The sequence below is a fragment of the Bacillus sp. MYb56 genome (assembly GCF_002976445.1).
GTDB classification, from domain to species: domain Bacteria; phylum Bacillota; class Bacilli; order Bacillales; family Bacillaceae_G; genus Bacillus_A; species Bacillus_A mycoides.
Window position 1 is genome coordinate 48,230 of record NZ_PCOH01000025.1, and the last position, 21,792, is coordinate 70,021.

Below are 21,792 nucleotides of genomic sequence, written 5' to 3' on the forward strand. Positions count from 1 at the left end.
AAATCGTAGGTTTTTATTTAATTAGTACCTTAATGTACAATTGTATTAACAGATAAATCAAAGGTTCGAATGACAACATTCAGGTCTGCGTTAATGTCAGCCACTTTTGATTTTAGCTTTTCCGATCCCTCCTGAATTTTATCCAATTGATTTTATTGTGAATGAACTATGAGTTGATTATAATAATTAGAGTGAACTCTAAGTCAAGAAAAAAAATAAAAGGATAGTTATTCTATTATGAGGGAGTTCGCGAAGCAAAAATAGCGCTACTATACTAAGGTCATTCACGTGTTATAATTCGATAATTAAATATTCATATATACATAGTTTCTCAGAGTGATGCGATGTCATGTATGAGCTGTGTAACAACTAGAGGTGAGTGAAGGATGTTAATGTTTTTATTTGAGTTAGACAAGGCTATCCCGCAGAAGGATGAGCCACGGTATGCCGCTTATGCAAATGGCTTTATTGAAGGGGATTTAACAATTCGCGCGAGTGACAGCGTATTTTTTCAGAAGTCATGCATGAAGGTTGCAGAGCTTGGCATTTATTTAGGACAGTGGATGGAACAAGTGCAACATGGGCAGAAAGAACAATTGAATTATGAAACGAGTGACCGTGAGGAAGTAATTCTCGGATTCGTATATGAAGAGGAAGATCAGTGGAGAGTTTTTTCCAGTTGGCAGCAATTTGAACTTCAAGAGCGTATATCAACTACAACATTAGTAGAGAGCGTTCAACGCTATTTATATGAGCTAAATAAGGAACTGCGCGCGATAGGATATCCTGTGACGTTTGATCAGTACTTAAGAGGAGAGCGAATGATGCAGCTTTCTTATAAACGACTGTGTGATAGTAAAGCGGATACGACTTCAATAGAGGTTTACAATGGAAGCGAAGGAGTAGGCGCAGTACGGGGCTATTATAAAAATACGTTGATGAAAGTGCTAGACTTCATTCCGAAAGTCGGTAGTAATATCATTTATGAAATAAAGGATAGTAAGAACAATATTCGCGTCATTGCAAAGGATGTAAGTAGGCAGCGTCAAAGAAGGATTTTAGTAACGTACATCGATAATAATGATGCAGAGCATGAAATACTTGTATGTGACGGAAAGTTATTAGATGCAAATTTCTTATTTACTTTTACATATAAGACAGAAGAATATGTTGTTCACAAAACTTCAATTGGGCTTGGAAAATTATTACGAAACGGCTATGTAATCGCAGATTGGAATATTCGTCTTGAGGAAGATATGTATTATATCGAGATGGATGTATATGATGAGGATTATATAGAGGATCAATACTTACTGTTAGGTGTATTTCATGCGGTTTTGTATGGGTGATAAATGAAAAGTACTGGTATTCTTCATGGGAAGGATACCGGTATTTTTTATGTGGTTCTGGTGTGAAGATTGCATTTTGTCGCTTTTCTTTTTTTAGGAATTTACAGTTATAACATCTCATATTTTGTTTATAATTGTAAATAGTTATTAAAATGTATAAATGTTATTTCTTTTTTAATAAATAAAAAATATAAAAAGGAAAAATAATGCAACTTTATAACACGCTTATTCGTGTTATATATGAAAGGAGGAGGGGGATGGAAATTGAAGAAATATATAAGGTTTATATAAACGATGTGTACCGGTATTTATTTTCCCTTTCTCGTAGCCATCACGTAGCGGAGGACTTGATGCAGGAGACTTTTTATCGGGCGTATCTTTACCTAGAAGACTATGAAAACCAAAAGGTAAAATCATGGCTTTTTAAAGTGGCATATCATACGTTTATTGATTTTGTAAGGAAAGAGAAAAAAGTATCTTTTGTAGGAACGGAGGAATTAGAGACAATACAAGCAGGGGAATCTACAGAAGAGTATGTAGTCGCAAAAAATAGTTATGAAAAATTAATTCAGATTATTCATACTTTACCAGTGGTAGAGGCACAAGCTATTTTATTATGTGACGTACATCAATTAACGTACGAAGAGGGTGCTACTGTATTAGATTTAAAGGTAAATACTTATAAAAGTCACATATTTCGTGGGAGAAAGAGATTAAAAGAATTGTTAAAGGAGGAAAAGAGTCAAAATGACAAATGATAAACCTCATTCTGAACAAGATGATTATAAAGAATTGTTACAAGAAGCTCTTCATCAAAGACCAGATTCACTTCCTGATGGAAAACAGCAGCAAGTGTTGAAAATAGGTAAAAAAAGAGCTCGAATTACGAATGTGTTGATTGTATTTACTTTTTTATTACTTATTCAACCTATTTTATATATATCTACACTTTTATATTATACATTGGCACCTACAAACGCGATGGAGATACGGAATGTAGTAAATCAAACATTAAGTGTAACAGAACCTAATGTATTTATGAAAGAAAGGGATATGGAGCAAACATTGTTACCGCTTAGTTTACAATTGCATTTTGATTTGTATAAAAGGGTAGGAAAGAAAGATATTCGAATAGGAGAAGAGAAAACAGATTATTTATTAAGTAGAGCAACGAAAGTAAGCCGTGAATATACAACAGATGAAAAAATTCCGGAAGTCCCATATATAGATAACGAGGTATTATCTCATCCTAATAATTATAATGTGTCTTATAATAGTAGCGAGGAAGCTCAGGTATTAAAAGGTCTTCCACAAGAATCTGTTGTAGAAGCATTTGTATCTTTTAGAGAATTATTAAGTGTACAAGAGGTAACGGATACGTTTCCTACTATTGATATTGTTTGGTATGCCGTGAATACAGGATTAGAGGAGAAGCAAAAGAATGATGAGGGTCAGTATGTTGCCCCAATCGGTTTTCCAGCAGATATGATTTCAAGTCCAAGTGGTCCTTTTTTAAGTGACTCACCTCATGAGGAACAATTTATTGATGTTTTAAAGTCATTACAGAAGCATGAAAATTTAGCAGTGAAGCTATCTAGAGCGAAAGTATTAGAGTTGTCAAAGCGTATTTCTTTCCTTGAAAAAAATGGGATAAAAACATACGGGGCAGTTGTAACTGGACCTAAAGGAGAAGTTGAAAAATTGATGAGCCATGAAAAAGTTAGAAACTTGAAAGTAGGTGAAGCGAGATTATGGAATTGGCATTCTTAAAAAAAAGAAAGAGTCATATTTATAAACAGGAAACGTGGATGGGTATTATTTCATTAATTATTGCCTTTCTAGCGTTATTGTATTTGAACATTACATTGCTTATTCAAGAAATATTTATAGGCGAAGGTTTTCGAGAAATAGTTGGAGCTGGATTGATGTGTTCAGTCGTAGGCATGCTCACAAAAAGCAAAAGTCGAAAATATGCATTGTGGGCATGTAGTTTATTTGTTTTTATGTTACTGTTTGCTGTATTTGGATTTATGTTAGGTTGGATGATAAGCTTTACGCCATAAATATGTGGAAAAGAGCGAATGTAGATTCGCTCTTTTTTAATGTGTAAAAAGTAAACTAGATAAGAGAAGAACCTATCAAATTTGAAAGGAGAGCACTATGCATCTAGGCTGTGGTTTTGTTGATATGTTTTCCGCTCACGATTCAGTATTATATATTAAACTTGGTGCCCTTTATTAATCCTCAAAAATAAAAACCTCATCAATCGTACTATGTAGTGCCCTCGCTATATCGTGAGCAAGCTGTAAGGAAGGGTTATACTTTCCTTTTTCGAGATGGCTAATCGTTTCACGACGTACACCAACCTTTTTCGCTAAATCTTCCTGCGTCATATGTACTTTGGCACGGTATTCTTTTATCTTCGTTACGAACGCCATGGTGCATCTTCCATTTCATCAACTGGTTTATCGTAAAAGAAGGTAGAGAATCCGAATGTAAGAATGAGTGTGCTGAAAATAAGAGCAATATCAATCTCTTGTAGTGTAGGATTCGGAAATAACATTTCAATAAAGATAATGATAGCGGTAGTTAATAACGTAACGATAAAGGCGTTGCGGCAAGATTTATTGACGATTTGTTCAAAAAGCTCATCGTGATGAACTTTTCTATACGTCGTGAAAAAGGAGAAAAAACAAAACATAGTAAACAATCCTTTTTCATAAAAAAATCCGAAAAACCCAAAGAAACCGAGAAATCCTAAATATTTAATCCAAGTCGTTTTCATGATAGATTCTCCTTTCGATGTTAGAAATAAAGTGAAACTTTAATCAGTGGGGGGTGTTCATCCCCCACTGATTATTAGCCTTCACCAATCGGGCGTTTACGGGCAGCACGACTCCTACCTAACTTCTTTGCTCCAGCCGAAATTTGAGGTGGGAGTCTTACTGCCAGTTAATGCGGGATAAATCACTATATGTTATAAATATATCACATATGGAAATTCATAGTAATAATAGTTTTGCGATTTATTTCATAATAATAATGAAAAAGGTTAAATATTCTGTAAAATAAAAAGGGAAATATCGTAAAATGGATGTAAGGAGGGGGAGGACGAAATGTTAACTGGGATAATGATCGTTATATTACTTGTAGTTATTACTGTAATTGGAACGGTGTTAATTGGGCGAAATGGTGATGCGAATTATAGTAAAGCGACAAAAGGAAATATTAAACGACTTACGATGATTTATATAATACTAGCTGTTGTTTTAATTGTTGGATTAGGAGTTTATATTTATTTTAAAGGTTAAAAAAACTGAAAAATGTAAAAATCTATAAATATAAGTATGCTATAATGTTAATATAGTTAATTGGTAATTAAGGAAAGGATTGGATGTAATGATCGAAATTTTGAATGTGTCAAAAAGTTATAATGGATCTACCTATGCAGTAAAAGATTTAAGTTTATCTGTACCGAGCGGAGAAATTTTTGGGTTTTTAGGACCGAATGGTGCGGGTAAATCAACGACAATTAAGATGATTACTGGTATTCATGGGGTGGACAAAGGAACCATTACAATCAACGGTAAAGATATTATGAAAAATCCGATGGAAGCGAAGAAAACATTTGGCTATGTTCCAGATAGCCCGGATATGTTTTTACGATTAAAAGGGATTGAATATTTAAACTTTATGGCTGATATGTATGAAGTACCGAAGGAAGTAAGACAAGAACGAATAGAGTCATTAGCGAAGAAGTTTGATCTGTACAATGCTTTATCTGATCAAATTCAAAGTTATTCACACGGTATGAGACAAAAGATTGTTATTATCGGTGTGCTCGTACATGAACCAGATGTTTGGATTTTAGATGAACCGTTAACAGGTCTTGATCCGAAATCTGCATATATTTTAAAAGAAATGATGAGAGAACATGCTGATAAAGGGAAGATTGTATTTTTCTCGACACACGTATTAGAAGTAGCTGAAAAAATATGTGACCGCGTCGCGATTATTAATAAGGGAAATCTTCAGTTTAAAGGGAATTTAAATGAAATGAGAGATCATTTTGAATCCAATGAATCACTTGAAAAAATGTTCTTGGAGATGACGGGCAATGAGTAAAATTTGGACGTTAACGAAAGTATTATTGAAATTAAATTATGCAGATTTCATAACAGATAAAAAGAAAAGATGGGCGTATTTATTTTCATTTGCAGCCATTTTATTTGTAGGTTTTTTAATATTCGGTTCGATGACCCATGGAATATATGAAGGAATGATACACCTCGGACAGGATCCAGGAATTGTTATTGCGATGGGATTAGCAGTTGCTAGTATATGGGTATTTTTGATGAGTATTATGAACATTTTAACAGTGTTTTACTATAGTAATGATGTTGAAATGTTGCTACCGTTACCGTTAAAACCAGCGCAAATTATTTCGGCAAAGTTCTTTACAGTGTTAATTACACAATACGTAATGAGCTCGTTTATTTTATTGCCTATCTTTATTACTTACGGTTTAAAGAGTGGTGCTTTCATTACATATTACATTTATATGATTGTCATTTACTTATTCTTCCCGATCATTCCGCTAGTTTTAGCTTCGTTAATTATGACAATTATTATGAGGTATACGAATATAGCGAAAAATAAAGATCGAGGAAGTATATTTATTGGAATCGTAAGTATACTATTTATCGTCGGAATCAATGTATTTATGCAATGGAGAAATAAAAGTGCAGTATCTGGAGCTGGAGATTCAGTTGCGAATTATCTTACAAATAATCAATCCTCCCTTTTTATACAAATGACAAATTATTTTCCAACTACATATTTTGGTGCAATGGGATTAGTAGAAAATGCATCGTGGAAGGGAATATTATACGTACTAATATACATTCTTATTTCTATCGCATTTTTCGGTTTGTTTTATTACATTGCAGAGCGTACATATTTAAAAGGGGTTATTGGACTTTCAACGAGTACAGCAAAGAAAGAGGTAATTTCAGCAGAAGGTTTACAGAAATCAACAGTACAAAGTTCTCATTTAAAAGCATATGTGAAAAAAGAATTTAAAACGTTATTCCGTACACCACAATTTTTCTTAAATTGTATTGTGCAAACTTTCGTTATGCCAATTATGCTGTTCTTTGTTTTGTTTGTACAAGATGGAAATTTAAAATGGATTACAGGGTATATTGATAATCCAGAATCAGCAGGTTTCGCAATTGGTGTTGGCCTTTGTGCATCCTTATTTTTAATGGGGAGTAACGTTATTGCAACAACGTCATTCTCACGAGATGGAAGCTCTTGGTTTGTGAATCGTTACTTACCAGTAAAGGCTTCGGATATCTTTTTTGCGAAAGCGATAACGGCCTGGTTAATTAATGTAGTCATTTTAGGAGTATTCGGTATTACAATGGCATTTGTAGCAGGTATTTCGCCAGTCTTCATGATACTTTGGTTCTTACTAAGTGCGAACGGTTTATTGTTAATTAATTTAATCGGTACACGCTGGGATGCACAAACTGCAGATATTCATTGGGATACAGAACAGAAATTATTTAAAAGTCGATATACAACTTTGTGGAATTTTTTAGCTAATATTTTAATAGCTTTAGTTATTGTAGCGGGTGTAAGTGTATTATACTTCTTCCTTCAAGTAGGACTTTGGATTATGTTTATCGTTTTATTTGTAATGTTTACGATTGTAAATTATATCTTTATTAAAATTTTAAAATTAGGCGCTGAGCGTATATTGTCAAATATTAATTAAAAAGGTAGATCCTCTGTATTCGTGCAGGGGATTTATCCATAGATGGAGGAGAAAAGGTGAAGAAAATAGCAATTGTAACAGGGGCAACTCGTCTGAATGGAATTGGTGCAGCTGTATGCAAGGTGCTTGCTCAAAATGGGATAGACATTTTTTTCACGTACTGGCCTCGGTATGATAAAGCGATGCCATGGGGAATGAATGATCAAGAGCCCTTTTGGTTGAAAAAGGAAATTGAAAGTTACGGCGTTCGATGTGAAATGGCAGAAATCAACTTATCGCAGTCTTATTCGCCTAATCGTGTATTGTATATGGTATCAGAACGTTTAGGGGATCCATCTATTCTTATTAATAATGCGGCGTATTCTACTCCTACGAAAATTGAAGAGTTAGATGTAGAACAGCTAGATAAACATTATACGGTTAATGTTCGTGCTCCTATGCTATTAAGTTCATTATTTATTAAACATTTTTCACTTAAAACGAGTGGAAGTATTATAAATCTTACTTCTGGGCAGTCATTAGGCCCGATGCCAGATGAACTAGCATACGTAGCAACGAAAGGAGCAATAGAAGCATTTACAAAGTCAGTTGCACCAATTGCTATGGAGAAGGGGATTACAGTCAATGCTGTTGATCCAGGACCAACGAATACAGGATGGATTACAGAGGAATTACAGCATCATTTAGTATGGAAATTCCCGCAAGGAAGAGTTGGAGAACCGGTGGATGCGGCACGCTTAATTGCTTTTTTAGTAAGTGAAGAAGCGAAGTGGGTTACTGGGCAAGTCATTCATTCAAACGGTGGTTATTCATAAAAATATTATGTTAACAAGTGTTGAGAAATAAAAAAATTAGTAATTATTTTGTTTTTTGTATAAATAAAATGTCAAGAAAGATAAAAAATTGATAGGGGAGTATGTTGTCATTTGTAGATTGTAAATCTTCATGTGACAACATACTCTTTTTCTTTTGCTACAGAGGAGGAAAATGTAGTAGAAAAAACTCGAATATTAAAATAAATTTATCGTTTTTTGTACGTATTATTATGAAGATTACTGTCGGAAAGATGGTGATTCGTATGAAAAGGGATTTTTTAAGGGGAAATAGAATCGTAAAGAGAAGGATAAAATTGTAAACATAGGGGGATTTTTATGAAAATGAAAAAGGTCGCTATCGCATCAGTAGCAATTGGTACAATGCTTACAATGGCAGCTTGTAGTACCTCCACAGATAAAGATGCAGCGAAGAAGGATCAGGTAACTGCACAAAATGAAGAGCAATCGAAAACGACAAGTGCAGATGAAGCGTCAAAAACAACGAAAGATACTGAAAAAGACACAAATACTTCTTCGAATGAAAAAACAGATAAGGATGCAAAAAATACAAAGGAATCATCAGGAACAGAAAGTAACGGCAAAACAACAAAAGAAAAAGAAACGACAGGAAAAACGAATGATCAAACTACTAGCGGAAAAACAACAGATCAAAGTACAAGTACAAACAACAACGGAAAAACAACAGATCAAAGTACAAGTACAAACAATAACGGAAAAACAACGAAAGATCCGAAGAAAAGCGTCGCTGTGAAAACAAATGTAAAAGAAGTCGTTACATTAATTGAAAGCTTGGACAAGCAATTAGCTGCAAATCCTAAATTAGAAACAGTTAATAAACTCGGAAAACAAATTAATGAGAAGTGGGATGTCATTGAAAAAGAGTTAGAAGCATCACATCCGACTGAATATAAAACAATTGGCCAAAGTATGTATCCGTTAATTGTAGGAGCGGAGAAAGAAAAGATTGATATTAATAAAATGAAGTCATTAACGACAAAAACGAAAAAAGATTTAAATCAATTATTAACGAAGCTTTCATAGTTTCAAAAGCCTACTCGTGTGAGTAGGCCTTTTTAGTTTGTTGTACATTCTCGTTGGGTGTTAAGAAATAAAGACTTCATTTGAAAGGAACATCACAATGATAAAAAAGAGTGATAACTATTAAAGATATTTTTTGATAGGAAGTCATATAAAACGCTCCCTTGTATTTATATTTGCAATTTAGTAGTTTTTAAAGTTCATTATTTTCTACAAAAATTTCATTTTCTACAAAAATTTCATTTTGTAGAAAAGGAGAATGAATTGAGATGTACGATAAAGAGGAAGTTTATGATGAAGAAATTGCACCAGTATCGCAGAAAATCCTAGAAATATGTAAACGAGAAGAACTTCCAATGGTCGCACAATTTTATTTAGCGGAAGAGTCTCCATACAGTGGCTGTTCAACCATTATATTGTTCGTCAGCAATTGTTCAGGGAGAACATAATGAAGAAGAAGGCATTCAGCAGTTACAATCAATTGCTCAAATTATGAAATACGGAACAAATGGACCACCAGTAGTAATGACGGCAATGATTCGAAAATAAAAAAGCAGCTAACAAAAGCTAGCTGCCCGACTCTCCAAGGGGGAACAAGGAGAAAATCTAATGTCATGTATAGTATTGACGGAATATTGAATTTTATTCAAGGAGGGCTTATTTTTAAATGTAATTTAGGGTTGGTTCCAGAAAAGTGACATACCACAAAAATATAAAATTATTAAAAGGACAATTACTATGAAAGCAATTAAAGAAACTTTCTTCCATAAATTTTTCATCAGTAGACCTCCTTTATGAAGAATATTAACACTTTTCCAGAATCTGACCAAAATAATCCTTTTACTCAAAAAAGATTGCCAGTATCCTAAGAGGCAATCTTTTTTGAGTTGTTTGTAATGGCTAATTACAGGTTTTAAATACTATTTAGTGTTATTTCTACTTTCCAAAACCTGCTCCATATTATTAGTCGCCCATTCCATCATTAAAAGGATAATTGGACGTAGCGACTCGCCTAGTTCGGTTAGCGAATATTCTACTTTAGGAGGTACTTCACGATATACCTCCCGATGTACGATGCCATCTGCTTCAAGTTCTCTAAGTTGAAGTGTTAACATTCTTTGGGTGATATTAGGTTTTAATCTTTTTAATTCATTAAATCGTTTCTTACCATCTAATAAATGATAAAGAATAACACCTTTCCATTTCCCGCCAATAACCTCGACGATAGCTTCTACTGGACAAGAATATTTATTTAAAAATGGATAATTTACATCATCTTCTTTTGAACTAATCATAAAAAGACTCTCCCTTAACAATAGTATCTTTTTTGATACTATAGCACATAAATGTGCGTACTTGTATCATTGTTACTTTAAAAATATAATTTGGTTAAATAATAATTTAATGAAAAGGGGATCTTTTATGACTAACACAAAACAAAATACAAAACAAAAAATTATTGAGGCTTTTAACTTTAGACATGCATGTAAAGAATTTGATCCTATGAAGAAAATTTCAGAAGATGATTTTAAATTTATTTTAGAAACAGGAAGATTATCTCCTTCTTCTTTTGGATATGAGCCTTGGAAATTTATTGTGGTACAAAATAAAGAATTAAGAGAAAAACTATTACCATATTCATGGGGAGCAGGTGGGCAGCTTTCAACAGCAAGTCATTTTGTCATTGTTCTTTCAAGAACCATCAAAGATATGCACTATGATGCAGAGTATATTCAGCACATGATGAAAGATATTATTGGATTGCCTGAAGAAGCTCAACAGATGAGATATGAATTCTTCAAAAAATTCCAAGAATCGGATTTTAAATTGTTAGACTACGAACGTGCTGTATTTGATTGGTCATCGAAGCAATCTTATATTGCTTTAGCTAATATGATGACTAGTGCAGCTCAAATCGGTATTGATTCTTGTCCAATGGAAGGATTCGATAAAGAAAAAGTAGATTCTTTACTTCGTCAAGAAGGAATTTTAAAAGATGATAATCTTGAGGTATCAGTTATGGTTGCATTTGGATACCGTAAAGGAGAACCAAAATTTAATAAAACAAGACAAACTATGGATACTATTGTTGAATGGATTTAATAAGATAAATTTGTATCCATATAACGAAAAAAACGCTACCCTTTCTATAGAAAGGATAGCGTTTTTTTATGTCTGTTTTTAAATTTAGCGAGAATGCTTTGTGAATAGTTGAAGTGCTTTTTCAGGTACATAGAATTTCTCGTTGCTTTCTACAACGATGCCTCCTAATTCATAATCTTTCCCACCAATATATATAATGTTTTTATTAACAAACAATTTGGCCTCCGTATTATTGCGTTTTACTACAAGCACCGGGTTTCGTACATCTTTTTTGTCAATCGTTACAGTTGCACCAATTTGTTTAAAGGATGTTTCAGCATCTAAGAATAATTTCTTAGATAATTCTTCTAATTGAAAGCCCATTGCTTTGGCCATTATTTTCGCAATGTCTGTATTTTGGACTAAACCGTATGGCTTTTGAGGACCGTAAGAGTATAAGAATACATCTTCACCCGTATGACCACCAGTTGTAAAACCGATGTTCGCACGGTTGGCCAATAATTTAGTAAGGATTGGACCTACATCAGTTTTCTTTTGTGCAGCTTTTAACAGCTCTTTTTCATTATCAGTTAGGTCGTCTAAACCGTAAAGTGCAGCGATCTCTTTTATATTAGATAAATCATCTTTTAGTTTATTTGTAGCACCCTCAAGTGTCATTTTCGCCTTTTTCAGTGGGGCAATGTAAGCTGATACTGGTGTGGTATCATATCCTTTTGTGGTATTGCTGTTGCCAATGGAAATACCGCTATTACCATGATCCGCTAATGCAATGACCATAGTGTTACCGTCTTTCTTCGCAAATTCTAATGCTTCTGTAACTGCATCATCAAATGCCAATACATCGCTAATCATCCCGATTGGGTCATTTGCATGTGCTGCCCAATCTGCCTTACTACCTTCTACAAATAAGAAGAAACCATCTTTATCTTTTGATAATGTTTGAATTGCTTTTCTCGTCATCTGGGAAAGAGTTGGCTGCTTAGGATTGGTTATTCTACGATCCATATCGAACGCAAGGGCAGTATTAGAGAAAGAACCCCAGATTTTCTTTGATTTGGAGTTTAATAACGCATCTTTTGTTTCGACAAAGTCATACCCTTTGTCTTGAATCACTTTTACTAAATCTTCGTTGTCTTTACGAATTCCGTTGCTTGTCGTAGGCTGAAGTGCTGCTTTTCCACCACCTAATACAACTTCTATATTTTGATAAACTTGCTGTTCACCAAGTACTTCGAAATCTTTACGGTTAACGTGGTGGGCAGAGAAACTAGCAGGAGTAGCATGTTGAATTTCTGATGTAGCAATGATTCCTGTCGCGCGGCCGGAACGTTTTGCGCCTTCTAAGACGTTGGCAACTGGACGAAACTTGCATTCTTCTTTCACTGGTTCTAAGCCAGGTGAATTCACAACAGAAGGTAATACGCCCACGTAGCCTGAATTTGATTTATTTCCTGTCGCTAAAGCTGTGGCTGCTGGTGCAGAGTCCGTAATAGCTGATTCTGCGGAATACGTACGAACACCTCCGGATACAATTTGATCTAGCGCAAGAGGTGAACCTTTATACCAGCGGGCTAATGTTGTAGCAGAAGAACTTGTCCCATCTATAACCATGAAAATCACATTTTTAGGTTGCTTTCCTGCTTTTTTCACCTCAGCTTTTACCTCATTATCGTTCATTATGATTCCTGTTGCTAATGTAAATAGTGCTATCGTTCCCGCTAATGTTAGTCCCATTATTTTTTTTCGAAGAGTAGTCATTGTGGTTCCTCCATAGGTCGTTTTCGATATCCAAATCTAACGTTCGTATGTAAACAAGATTTATTATTAGTAGTACCCCATTGCAACGAAACTAACAATAACTATGGAGTCGAAAAGTTAAATTTAAGCTACTTCTTCAGCAAAATATTCTCCTCATATAAAACTTCTTTGCACCCTTAGTTACATGGTCTTTCCTATAAAAAGAATCTTCTCTTTATTTTATGGGAAACATTTAAAAAAGGATGGTGGGGACATGACAATTGATCGAGTTTGTACAATTGGGCCAGCGAGTAATAATGAAGAAACGTTAGCGCAGTTAATAAACAATGGTATGAAAATTGTTCGGTTAAATTTATCACATGGTACGCATGAAAGTCATAAAGACATCATTCGTTTAGTAAAATCGTTAGACGATTCTATTAAAATTCTAGGGGATGTACAAGGTCCTAAAATAAGATTGGGTGAAATGAAAGAGGAACAAATTACACTTGAAGCAGGGGAGTTATTTACTTTACATACCAATCCAGTTCAAGGGAATAAAGAAGAAGCAAGTGTTGATTATGTAGGGATCGCGAATGACGTGAAAGTTGGAAGTAGAATTCTTATTAATGATGGAGAAGTTGAATTAATTGTTGAAAAGGTAAGTACGGACAAAATAGAAACGAGAATAAAAACAGGTGGCAATATTTCCTCTCATAAAGGGGTGAACTTACCAGGTACAATTGTTGGTTTGCCAGCTATTACGGAGAAAGATAAAAAAGATATTCAATTTCTTCTAGAAGAGGAAGTTGATTTTATTGCGTGTTCTTTCGTTCGAAAACCTAGTCATATAAAGGAAATACGAAGTTTTATACATGAACATAAAGAAACATCTCCTAATTTAATTGCAAAAATAGAAACGATGGAAGCAATCGAGAATTTTCAAGACATATGCAAAGAAGCGGATGGCATTATGATCGCAAGGGGAGATTTAGGTGTGGAATTGCCGTATCAATTTATTCCGCTTTTGCAAAAAATGATGATTCGTGAGTGCAATCGAACGAATACATATGTCATTACAGCGACACAAATGCTTCAATCTATGGTAGATCATTCTATTCCTACAAGAGCTGAGGTGACAGATGTATTTCAAGCTGTACTGGACGGGACGAATGCTGTTATGCTTTCTGCTGAAAGTGCGTCAGGAGAGCATCCAATCGAAAGTGTGAAAACATTATGTCTCGTTTCTGAATTCGCTGAGCATGTAAAAAAAGACGGTCCTTTTGCGATGAAAGATGTATTGGAATTGCTGCATAAGTCTCTTTAGTTTATATAGAAGGATTTATCTCTCATCCTAAAAACGTACGGAAAGGAATCAGGATAGGAGGTGCTATTTTAGTATTTACTTACAGATTGAAAGGTGGCATTCCAGCTGCCTATATGAAAGAATCATTATGGAACATGGAGGTCTTTCGGAAATCTAAAGAAGGATTTTAAATTAATTAATCCAATTATCTCATTTAAAATATGTTCATTCCTATTCATAAATGATATCCTTATAGTTGAATACTTTTGCTGAATCAGCAAGAATTTGTTGTTCTTTCTGTATGAATTCAACTTTTTTATGGAAAGATATGTTAGTAAGTGTGCAATTTGAACGTTTTATTTTTTAGAGTATGATAGGAGGAGAATGAATATGGAAGCAATTGAAGTAGGCGAAATTTTTAGTCTTACCGATGAGAATAATGAAGAACAGGAAGTTGAAGTGCTTGGAGCGATGGATGTCGAAGGTGCAGAATACATTGCAGTTGCCTTTGTAGAAGACATTCAAACAGAAACTGAGGAAGACATTGATATCTTCTTTTTAAAAGTAGAAGAAGATAATGAATTCTCATACATAGAGAATGACGAGGAATTTGAAAAAGTATCTGCGGCGTTCGAGAAGATTATGGACGAGCAAGAACAAGAATAATAATAAAAAGAGTTAGAAAAAAGAGGGAGATGCATATCTGCCCTCTTTTTTTGTATATGGTTGAAAATTACATTTATAGAAATCAATAATTATATTATGTAAACTGAATGACTCTTTATTTATGCACTAGAAAAACCACCCAAATGAGGGTGGCGCTTATTATATATAGTTATTAAATGTGTTATTTTCCAAGGAAGAGAGGGGAATCTTCACTTCAGTACCTTCCTTCATATTACGCAATACAACTGTTTCTGTAGATAGTTCCTCTTCACCAATTATTAGCACATACGGGATATTTTCTTTATTTGCATAATTAAGGGCACGTTTCAATTTACGTCCAGCTAGTTCAAGTTCGATTTTTAAGGAAGTAGTAGAACGCAATTGCTGGGCGATTTGTAAACATTGTAATTCTGTCCCGAGTGGAATGATAAAAAGATCTGCTGTAGATGATGTTGTTGTTTTCTGTGATAGAGCTGTATAAATGACATCTAATCCGAATGAAATACCGACTGTTGGATAGTTCATATTATCACCACGGAATGCTCCGATAATATTATCGTATCGACCGCCGCTACCGATGCTAGATGTAATCGTGCCATTTTTTAGAAAGATTTCATACACAGTGCCTGTATACATTGTGAGTCCTCTTGCTAAAAACGGATTGAATATCGTATTTTCATTTATTCCGAGAGCGAGTAAGTATTGCTGTAGTTGTTGTAGTTCCTCTACTCCATCGGCGACAAGTGTATTATTGAAAGTGTCTTTAAAGTCGGCTATAGGGAGCTTTAGGCAAGATAAAACAGTATTACATATTGTATCGGCCATTTCTACAGTAATCCCGCGCTCCAATACATCTTTTCGTACACCATCAATCCCAATCTTTTCGATTTTATCCAATGATAAAATTACGTCACTCGTTAGTTCAGTAGGGATGTTAATAGACTGGAGAATACCGTTTAACAATTTTCGGTTATTATATTGGATCGTTACTTCTAAGTTTAACGTTCGGAACAGCTCAAACGCCATGCTCATGAGTTCAGCTTCCGCCATGACTGATTCTACACCGACTATATCAACGTCACATTGAATGAACTCACGGAATCTGCCTTGTTTAATTGGCCCATCTCGAAATACTTTCCCAATTTCATAGCGTTTAAAGGGTAGGCGGATGTTCGGATTCATCGCCACGACTTTTGCGAATGGAATTGTTAAATCATAACGTAAGGCAAGATCGCGTTTTCCTTGATCCTTAAGTGTATATATTTCTTTTAAAATTTCATCGCCACCACCGTACTTGTAAGACATAAGCTCATACATATTTAACGTTGGTGTCTCTAACGGTTTACAGCCATAACGTTCAAACGTATCTTCACAAGCTCTTTTAATTTTATTTCGTAGTACTTGTTCCTCTGGTAAATAGTCTTTTGTCCCTTTTACATTTTTCATTTCCACCATAATCACTCCTCTTTTAAATTAAAAAAAGCTATGCGGGTATAAAAATACCCACATAGCTTTATGAACGCTTCGTGGGTCAACAGGAAAAGCCCTGTACCCACGAAGAAAAATTTTTCTTCGGATACACGGCGTTACGTATGATGATGAAGTTGGAAAGAAGTATTAAAAGTTCGCATTAAAAATCTCTCCTTAACATAAGTTTTTTCAAATTATATCAGATGAATTTGGAAATATCAATATTTTCAGTTTTGAAGAATACGTGAAGTTATGTAGGAGAAATTGAAAAGAGTGTATAATAAAAGAAAACTTAATAATATGAAATAACTTTTTAAGGAGAACACTATGAAAAAAGATAAAACAAATGCGATGCGAATATTAGATAAAGAAAAAATTGAATATTCGATGATGTCATATGATCCGGACGATGGGAAAATTGATGGCGTATCAGTTGCTGGGAAAATTGGTAGAGAAGTGAGAGAAGTATATAAAACACTTGTCGCTCAAGGGAATAGTAAGGATTATCATGTGTTCATTATCCCAGTAGATGAGGAACTAAATTTAAAAGCAGCCGCAAAGGCGGTCGGTGAAAAGAAGATAGAAATGATTCCTGTTAAAGATATTACGAAAGTTTCAGGGTATATTCGCGGCGGTTGTTCACCAGTAGGAATGAAGAAGTTATTTTCTACATGTATTGATGCGAGTGCTCAATCGCTTGAAACGATCATTGTAAGTGGCGGGAAAATTGGAGTACAAATTGAGCTTAAAGTTGATGACTTGGCGAAAGTGACGAGAGCGCAGTTTGGTGAAATAACGAAATAAGTATACATAGGAAAAGAAGTTCTAATTTTATTAAATTTAGATAAAGATTTATAGGATAATTAGTCCATTATGAGGGCGGATTATCCTTTTTTATTTACATAATGAATGAAATAAAAAGAGATTGAATTTTTAGTTTAATCAGTATAATATGGGTGTGTAATTTTAATCATTTGTTTGGCTAATCCAGTAACAAACAAGAACCCTAAAACCGTGCCAGGATAGGAATGTATAAAAAAATGTATAGATTCATAGAACTAAAAAAGAAGGTTCCCTTGTGAGAGCAGGGTTCTTCTTTTTCCTTGCTACCGATAATAGGACGTTATGTTAACTATACTTGTATGGAATATACAATCCAAAAAACACCGCACATCACTTTTTCGAAATGGTACAATAAGGAAAAAAGGTAGAGATTTCATCATGAAAAGACAGGTCAATCATTTATGGATGAGTATTTCATGTTTCATGCTAGCCGTGGCTTCTGGATAAGTTGCGTATGGACAATATGTAGAAGGTATAAGAAAAGCAATTACATGGGTACTCATAGCATTAAGTCTAAGCAATTTATTGATGGGTTCGTTACATCTGCGTAAGCATCGGAAAAATGTAAAATCACAAAACCTCTTAGAAAATAATTAGAGGTAACTGTAATGAAAAGAAAGGAGAACAAGAAAAATGGAAATGCTCATTACGCTTCTTCTAATAGGAGGGATGGCTGCCTTACGAGTAATAGCAATAAGTAAGATAGAACTTCAAACAAGTGAAAGTCGAGTGGTAACTTGTCCAAAATGCGGTAGGAAAATTAGGAGAGGAAATTTTGCCCCCTATTGTAATCATTGTAACGTAACATTTTGACTTCCGCTAACGAAAATTATGTAAATAAGCTGTTCACTAGATTCTCATAGAAAACTGTGGTGAGATGAAATTTTTGATTTTGAAGCACTTCAAAATCTTAGCTAGATGGCTATGTATCGGTACCCCACAAATCAAAGGCAGGAACATATCAAATATGTTCCTGCCTTTGATTTTATTAAGTTTAATATCTATGACCTAAATATAATAAAATTTGGAGCTTCTTTTATTTTAGAGAGATGTTTCCTAACAGTTGATTTTGTTAACGAAAGTCGACTTAAAATCTATATTTTGTGTGAAATAAAGTACATATAATAAAAGTATGAGGTGATACAGTGAGAGAAATTCATATTCATAAAATCATTGCGGATAAGAGAAAAGAAAAAGGAATTACACAGGAAGAGTTAGCGGCGTATATCGGTATTACGAAAGCATCTGTTTCCAAATGGGAGACTGGGCAGAGTTATCCGGATATTACATTTGTGCCACTGTTAGCATCGTACTTTAACATAAGTATAGATGAATTAATCTGTTATACACTGCAAATGGAACAGGAAGATATTAAAAATTTATATCATAGACTAGCGGAAGCTTTTAGTGAAGAACCGTTTGATGAAGTAATGATGGAGTGCAGGGAAGTGACAAAAAAATATTATTCTTGTTTTCCATTATTAATTCAAATGGGGCTACTTTTTATTAATCACCACATGTTAACAGAGGATATGGATAGAAGAATTGAAATTTTAGAAGAGGCAATGTATCTCTTTAGCCGAGTGCAGGGAGAAAGTGTAGATGTTTCTCTTGTGAAAGAGGCGGTATCGTTTAAAGCAACTTGCTATCTTATACTCAATAGACCAAATGAGGTGCTTCAATTACTTGGCGAAACGATACGTCCTAACTTTCCAGAGGAAGATCTAATTGCGCAGGCGTATCAAATGTTTGGAAATGCTGAAAAGGCGAATGAAATGATGCAAATTAGTATGTATCAACAGTTAATACAACTCGTTGCGACAATACCGAATTATGTAGTAGTACATGCCTCAAACGCTGAAAAGGTAGAGTAATTGTCTGTAAAAGATCGGTTGTTGTAGGTTAATCTAGTTTAGTATATGGGTTGTGAGTTTTTTAGCGTCGTTATCCATTTAGGAATGATAAATTCTAACTATTTAAGTTGTAAAAACGAACATTTTTATTATTTTTATTAAAAATGTTCACTTTTAGATTGCGTATACACTAAAAGTTTGTTATATTACCAATATAATAATTTTAAATAACATCACTCGTATATACTCGGTAATATGGTCCGAGCGTTTCTACCTAGTTCCCAATGAAAGAACTGGACTACGGGTTAAAGTATTCGGTCGCTTTCTGTATTGAGCCGCTACCGTTCTATAATTTAGCATTGGCCTCATCTTTTGCTTAATTAACTTTGACTACCGTAGTTCTAGAAAGTAGAGATTTTTCTACAATTTCTAGAGCTTTTTTCTTTGGACCAAAACATCGAGTATAGAAAACAACAAGAGAAAGAGGAGAGATTATTTATGAAGAAAAATCTGTTAAAAAAATATGGTGCCCTAGCAACTACTATCGCATTATCATTCTCAATACTTGCAGGATGTAATGCTAGTCCAAAACAAGCAGCAGAGGCAAAAAGCACTCAAAACCCTATCTTAATTCAAGGCCCAATGCCAATAGAAGCTGAAAAATTTGCAAAAAGGTTAAAAAATGTGAAAGAAGAAAAATCTGGGAGTTTCGTATTTTATAAAGGAACTGTAGACAATTATCCTGTAATCGTTGCGAAAACAGGTAAAGGAATGGAAAATACAGCAGCCGCTACAGCAGTGGCTATTGAAAAATATAAGCCTATAGCGATTATTAACCAAGGAACATCAGGTGGACATGATCCTAATTTAAACGTATTTGATATTGTGTTAGGAAAACAAGTCGCGAATATAGGTTCACTAAAAACAACAAATATGAATGAGAACCAAGGAATTGAACCGGAAAAATGGATATCTATGGACCTGATGGCTTCTGAAGGGAGTGCAGGAGAAGATCCAAATGCTGAGAAAATCCGATACTACGAGGGAGATAAGGATTTACTTGCAGCAGCTAATGCAGTGAAAGATAAATATACAAAAGGTAAAGTGGTCGAAGGTACTATAGGTTCAGCAGACGTTTGGAATAATGAAGTTGATAGAATTAAATGGTTCCATACAAAATACGGTACATCTGTAGAAGAAATGGAAGGTGCAGCAGCAGCGCAAATCGCAAAAGCTTATGACGTACCATTTTTAGGGATTCGAGTATTATCTAACAATAAAACAAACGGCGGAAAATACAATCCAAATACAGCGGCGGCAAATCAAGAATATGTATATGAAGTAGTTAAAAAGTATATAGATTCGATACCAAATAAATAGTAGTAGTTCTGTCTCAATATAAAAATGTTATCATTACTTCACAATGTGTTGTGAACTCAGAATTACCAAAGTTTCTTTAATTAAAATAGATTGGTGCCTTACATGGTATCCAATCTATTTTTGTACTTATTCTACAGAGGAAGAAGGGTTTTACACCAAAAAATAAAGACAGTTATAGAAAAAAGAAAAGTCGAACGATTTATCAAATATGCATAATTGCATAAAAAAATTGAAATTTATAAGTTAACATTAAACTACTTTTTAATTGTAAAGAATATTTTAATAATCTTTACTAGAGAAGGATATTCCTTGTGAAAAGTAGATAAACAAAAAGCGTGGAAATAATACAGACTCAATAGAGTTTTGTATTAAATAAAAAGAAAAGGATGGGTATGGCTTTCTAAAAGTTTTTGGGGGCTAGAAAGCATTTTTTAGTTAATAGCTTCAAATTATATTTTAAAGGGGAAATGGGTATATGAAGTTTAGAAATACAAGGCTTGCTATGGTTACACTATCTTCATTTTTTATTTTAGGTACTGCATCTCTATCATTCACAGATATCATACACGGTGAAGTAGCTTCTGCATCACCACAAGAGATTATTGTAAAAAGCTATGACGATACATATTATAATAATGCAATAGGAAAAATGGGTTTAGAATTAAAGAAGGAACTTCATAATATTATTGATGATCATACAAAGTTATCATACAGTGCGGTTTGGGAAGCACTAAGAGATACTGATGAAGATCCAAATAATAAAAACAATGTGCTACTCTTATATACTGGGCGTTCGCAAGGGAAACTTACGAATGGTTCAGGAGTTGATAATTGGAACCGAGAGCATGTTTGGGCAAAATCACACGGTGATTTTGGAACGACTGCAGGAGCTGGAACAGATTTGCATCATTTAAGAGCGACGGATGTATCTGTAAATAGCTCACGTGGAAATCTGGATTTTGATAATGGTGGTGTGAATCATTCAGAAGCGACAGAATGTAAGTACGATAGTGATTCTTGGGAACCTCGTGATAGTGTAAAAGGAGATATCGCTAGAATGCTATTTTACATGGCTGTTCGTTATGAAGGAGACAACGGCGAAATAGACTTAGAATTAAATGAAAAGGTGAATAACAATAAAGATCCATACATGGGTAAACTATCCGTTTTACTAAAATGGAATGAACAAGACCCTGTCGATGATTTAGAGCGAAAGCGTAATGAAGTGATTTTTACGAAATATCAACATAATCGCAATCCTTTTATTGATCATCCTGAATGGGTAAATAAAATTTGGAATTAAAATATTTAAAGGTATTTTGCTTTGAGAGAAGGGATTGATCACTATGATCAATCCCTGTTTATATCTATACTAGAATAAGTGATTTTTATAGGATTGGAGAATAGAATAGATATTTTATTAAGTTAA

General features: G+C 34.2%; 21 protein-coding genes, 1 pseudogene and 1 riboswitch. Of the genes and pseudogenes, 17 read left to right on the forward strand and 5 right to left on the reverse strand.

Going from position 1 to position 21,792, the window contains the following annotated elements; genetic code table 11:
- Positions 1–386 precede the first annotated feature (386 nt).
- The 4 genes from CQ058_RS23625 (at position 387) to CQ058_RS23640 (ending at position 3,412) form a co-directional block, all read left to right on the forward strand.
- Positions 387–1,349 carry a tubby C-terminal domain-like protein gene (locus CQ058_RS23625; RefSeq protein ID WP_002190189.1) on the forward strand — a complete coding sequence of 321 codons (963 nt, stop codon included), beginning with the start codon at positions 387–389 and terminating at the stop codon, positions 1,347–1,349.
- A gap of 257 nt (positions 1,350–1,606) precedes the next feature.
- Positions 1,607–2,107 carry a sigma-70 family RNA polymerase sigma factor gene (locus CQ058_RS23630; protein ID WP_002013989.1) on the forward strand — a complete coding sequence of 167 codons (501 nt, stop codon included), beginning with the start codon at positions 1,607–1,609 and terminating at the stop codon, positions 2,105–2,107.
- Entirely contained in the window at positions 2,097–3,119 is a 1,023-nt protein-coding gene (locus tag CQ058_RS23635) for an anti-sigma factor (protein WP_002190188.1), read from the forward strand. Before CQ058_RS23630 ends, CQ058_RS23635 begins: the two co-directional genes overlap by 11 nt.
- The gene (locus tag CQ058_RS23640; protein WP_002128289.1) at positions 3,101–3,412 is read left to right on the forward strand and encodes a hypothetical protein; all 312 of its coding nucleotides are present in this window, start codon (positions 3,101–3,103) and stop codon (positions 3,410–3,412) included. The genes CQ058_RS23635 and CQ058_RS23640 overlap by 19 nt, the downstream gene beginning before the upstream one ends.
- Positions 3,413–3,586: 174 nt before the next feature.
- Here CQ058_RS23640 and CQ058_RS23645 read toward each other — a convergent pair whose 3' ends face one another.
- Complete coding sequence (locus tag CQ058_RS23645) at positions 3,587–3,787, reverse strand: helix-turn-helix transcriptional regulator (RefSeq protein ID WP_002084410.1); 201 nt, start codon at positions 3,785–3,787, stop codon at positions 3,587–3,589.
- Positions 3,775–4,134 carry a DUF3796 domain-containing protein gene (locus CQ058_RS23650; protein WP_002190187.1) on the reverse strand — a complete coding sequence of 120 codons (360 nt, stop codon included), beginning with the start codon at positions 4,132–4,134 and terminating at the stop codon, positions 3,775–3,777. The genes CQ058_RS23645 and CQ058_RS23650 overlap by 13 nt, the downstream gene beginning before the upstream one ends.
- 331 nt (positions 4,135–4,465) lie before the next feature.
- Here CQ058_RS23650 and CQ058_RS23655 point away from each other — a divergent pair, with 331 nt between their 5' ends.
- From CQ058_RS23655 to CQ058_RS31895, 6 genes are all read left to right on the forward strand, one after another.
- Entirely contained in the window at positions 4,466–4,660 is a 195-nt protein-coding gene (locus CQ058_RS23655) for a hypothetical protein (RefSeq protein ID WP_002142517.1), read from the forward strand.
- 88 nt (positions 4,661–4,748) lie between these two features.
- Positions 4,749–5,474, forward strand: coding sequence for an ABC transporter ATP-binding protein (locus CQ058_RS23660; protein ID WP_002033261.1), 726 nt, complete (start codon positions 4,749–4,751; stop codon positions 5,472–5,474).
- Complete coding sequence (locus CQ058_RS23665; RefSeq protein ID WP_002167957.1) at positions 5,467–7,131, forward strand: putative ABC transporter permease subunit; 1,665 nt, start codon at positions 5,467–5,469, stop codon at positions 7,129–7,131. Before CQ058_RS23660 ends, CQ058_RS23665 begins: the two co-directional genes overlap by 8 nt.
- Positions 7,132–7,187: 56 nt before the next feature.
- Positions 7,188–7,946 (forward strand): SDR family oxidoreductase, encoded by a 759-nt coding sequence (locus tag CQ058_RS23670; RefSeq protein ID WP_002190185.1) that lies wholly within the window; start codon positions 7,188–7,190, stop codon positions 7,944–7,946.
- Positions 7,947–8,282: 336 nt separating this feature from the next.
- Positions 8,283–9,008, forward strand: coding sequence for a hypothetical protein (locus CQ058_RS23675; RefSeq protein ID WP_002190184.1), 726 nt, complete (start codon positions 8,283–8,285; stop codon positions 9,006–9,008).
- 393 nt (positions 9,009–9,401) lie between these two features.
- A complete protein-coding gene (locus CQ058_RS31895; protein ID WP_002128281.1) occupies positions 9,402–9,554 on the forward strand; it encodes a hypothetical protein in 153 nt (50 codons plus the stop codon).
- 371 nt (positions 9,555–9,925) lie between these two features.
- Here the strand turns inward: CQ058_RS31895 and CQ058_RS23690 are convergent, their stop codons facing one another.
- Positions 9,926–10,300: a winged helix-turn-helix transcriptional regulator gene (locus CQ058_RS23690; protein ID WP_002128279.1), complete on the reverse strand. Its 375-nt coding sequence runs from the start codon at positions 10,298–10,300 to the stop codon at positions 9,926–9,928.
- 127 nt (positions 10,301–10,427) lie between these two features.
- Here CQ058_RS23690 and CQ058_RS23695 point away from each other — a divergent pair, with 127 nt between their 5' ends.
- Positions 10,428–11,108, forward strand: a complete 681-nt coding sequence (locus tag CQ058_RS23695; RefSeq protein ID WP_002190182.1) for an NAD(P)H-dependent oxidoreductase — start codon at positions 10,428–10,430, stop codon at positions 11,106–11,108.
- An 84-nt stretch (positions 11,109–11,192) separates the two neighbouring features.
- Here the strand turns inward: CQ058_RS23695 and CQ058_RS23700 are convergent, their stop codons facing one another.
- Complete coding sequence (locus tag CQ058_RS23700; protein WP_002190181.1) at positions 11,193–12,866, reverse strand: alkaline phosphatase; 1,674 nt, start codon at positions 12,864–12,866, stop codon at positions 11,193–11,195.
- A 253-nt stretch (positions 12,867–13,119) separates the two neighbouring features.
- Here CQ058_RS23700 and CQ058_RS23705 point away from each other — a divergent pair, with 253 nt between their 5' ends.
- Positions 13,120–14,172 carry a pyruvate kinase gene (locus CQ058_RS23705; RefSeq protein WP_002190180.1) on the forward strand — a complete coding sequence of 351 codons (1,053 nt, stop codon included), beginning with the start codon at positions 13,120–13,122 and terminating at the stop codon, positions 14,170–14,172.
- 363 nt (positions 14,173–14,535) lie between these two features.
- Positions 14,536–14,817, forward strand: coding sequence for a DUF1292 domain-containing protein (locus CQ058_RS23710; protein WP_002013967.1), 282 nt, complete (start codon positions 14,536–14,538; stop codon positions 14,815–14,817).
- 159 nt (positions 14,818–14,976) lie between these two features.
- Here CQ058_RS23710 and CQ058_RS23715 read toward each other — a convergent pair whose 3' ends face one another.
- Positions 14,977–16,272, reverse strand: a complete 1,296-nt coding sequence (locus CQ058_RS23715) for a histidine--tRNA ligase (RefSeq protein WP_002142511.1) — start codon at positions 16,270–16,272, stop codon at positions 14,977–14,979.
- A 342-nt stretch (positions 16,273–16,614) separates the two neighbouring features.
- Between CQ058_RS23715 and ybaK the strand changes: the two genes are divergently transcribed.
- The 4 genes and pseudogenes from ybaK to CQ058_RS23740 all read left to right on the forward strand — a co-directional run bounded on the left by ybaK (position 16,615) and on the right by CQ058_RS23740 (position 21,666).
- Positions 16,615–17,091: a Cys-tRNA(Pro) deacylase gene (gene ybaK, locus CQ058_RS23720; protein WP_002142510.1), complete on the forward strand. Its 477-nt coding sequence runs from the start codon at positions 16,615–16,617 to the stop codon at positions 17,089–17,091.
- A 1,184-nt stretch (positions 17,092–18,275) separates the two neighbouring features.
- Positions 18,276–19,001 (forward strand): annotated as a pseudogene (locus CQ058_RS23730) (helix-turn-helix domain-containing protein); the annotation flags it as partial.
- A 199-nt stretch (positions 19,002–19,200) separates the two neighbouring features.
- Positions 19,201–19,304, forward strand: a riboswitch (purine riboswitch).
- A 177-nt stretch (positions 19,305–19,481) separates the two neighbouring features.
- Positions 19,482–20,363 (forward strand): 5'-methylthioadenosine/S-adenosylhomocysteine nucleosidase, encoded by an 882-nt coding sequence (locus tag CQ058_RS23735; protein ID WP_002190177.1) that lies wholly within the window; start codon positions 19,482–19,484, stop codon positions 20,361–20,363.
- A 475-nt stretch (positions 20,364–20,838) separates the two neighbouring features.
- A complete protein-coding gene (locus CQ058_RS23740) occupies positions 20,839–21,666 on the forward strand; it encodes an endonuclease I family protein (protein ID WP_002033283.1) in 828 nt (275 codons plus the stop codon).
- Positions 21,667–21,792 lie beyond the last annotated feature (126 nt).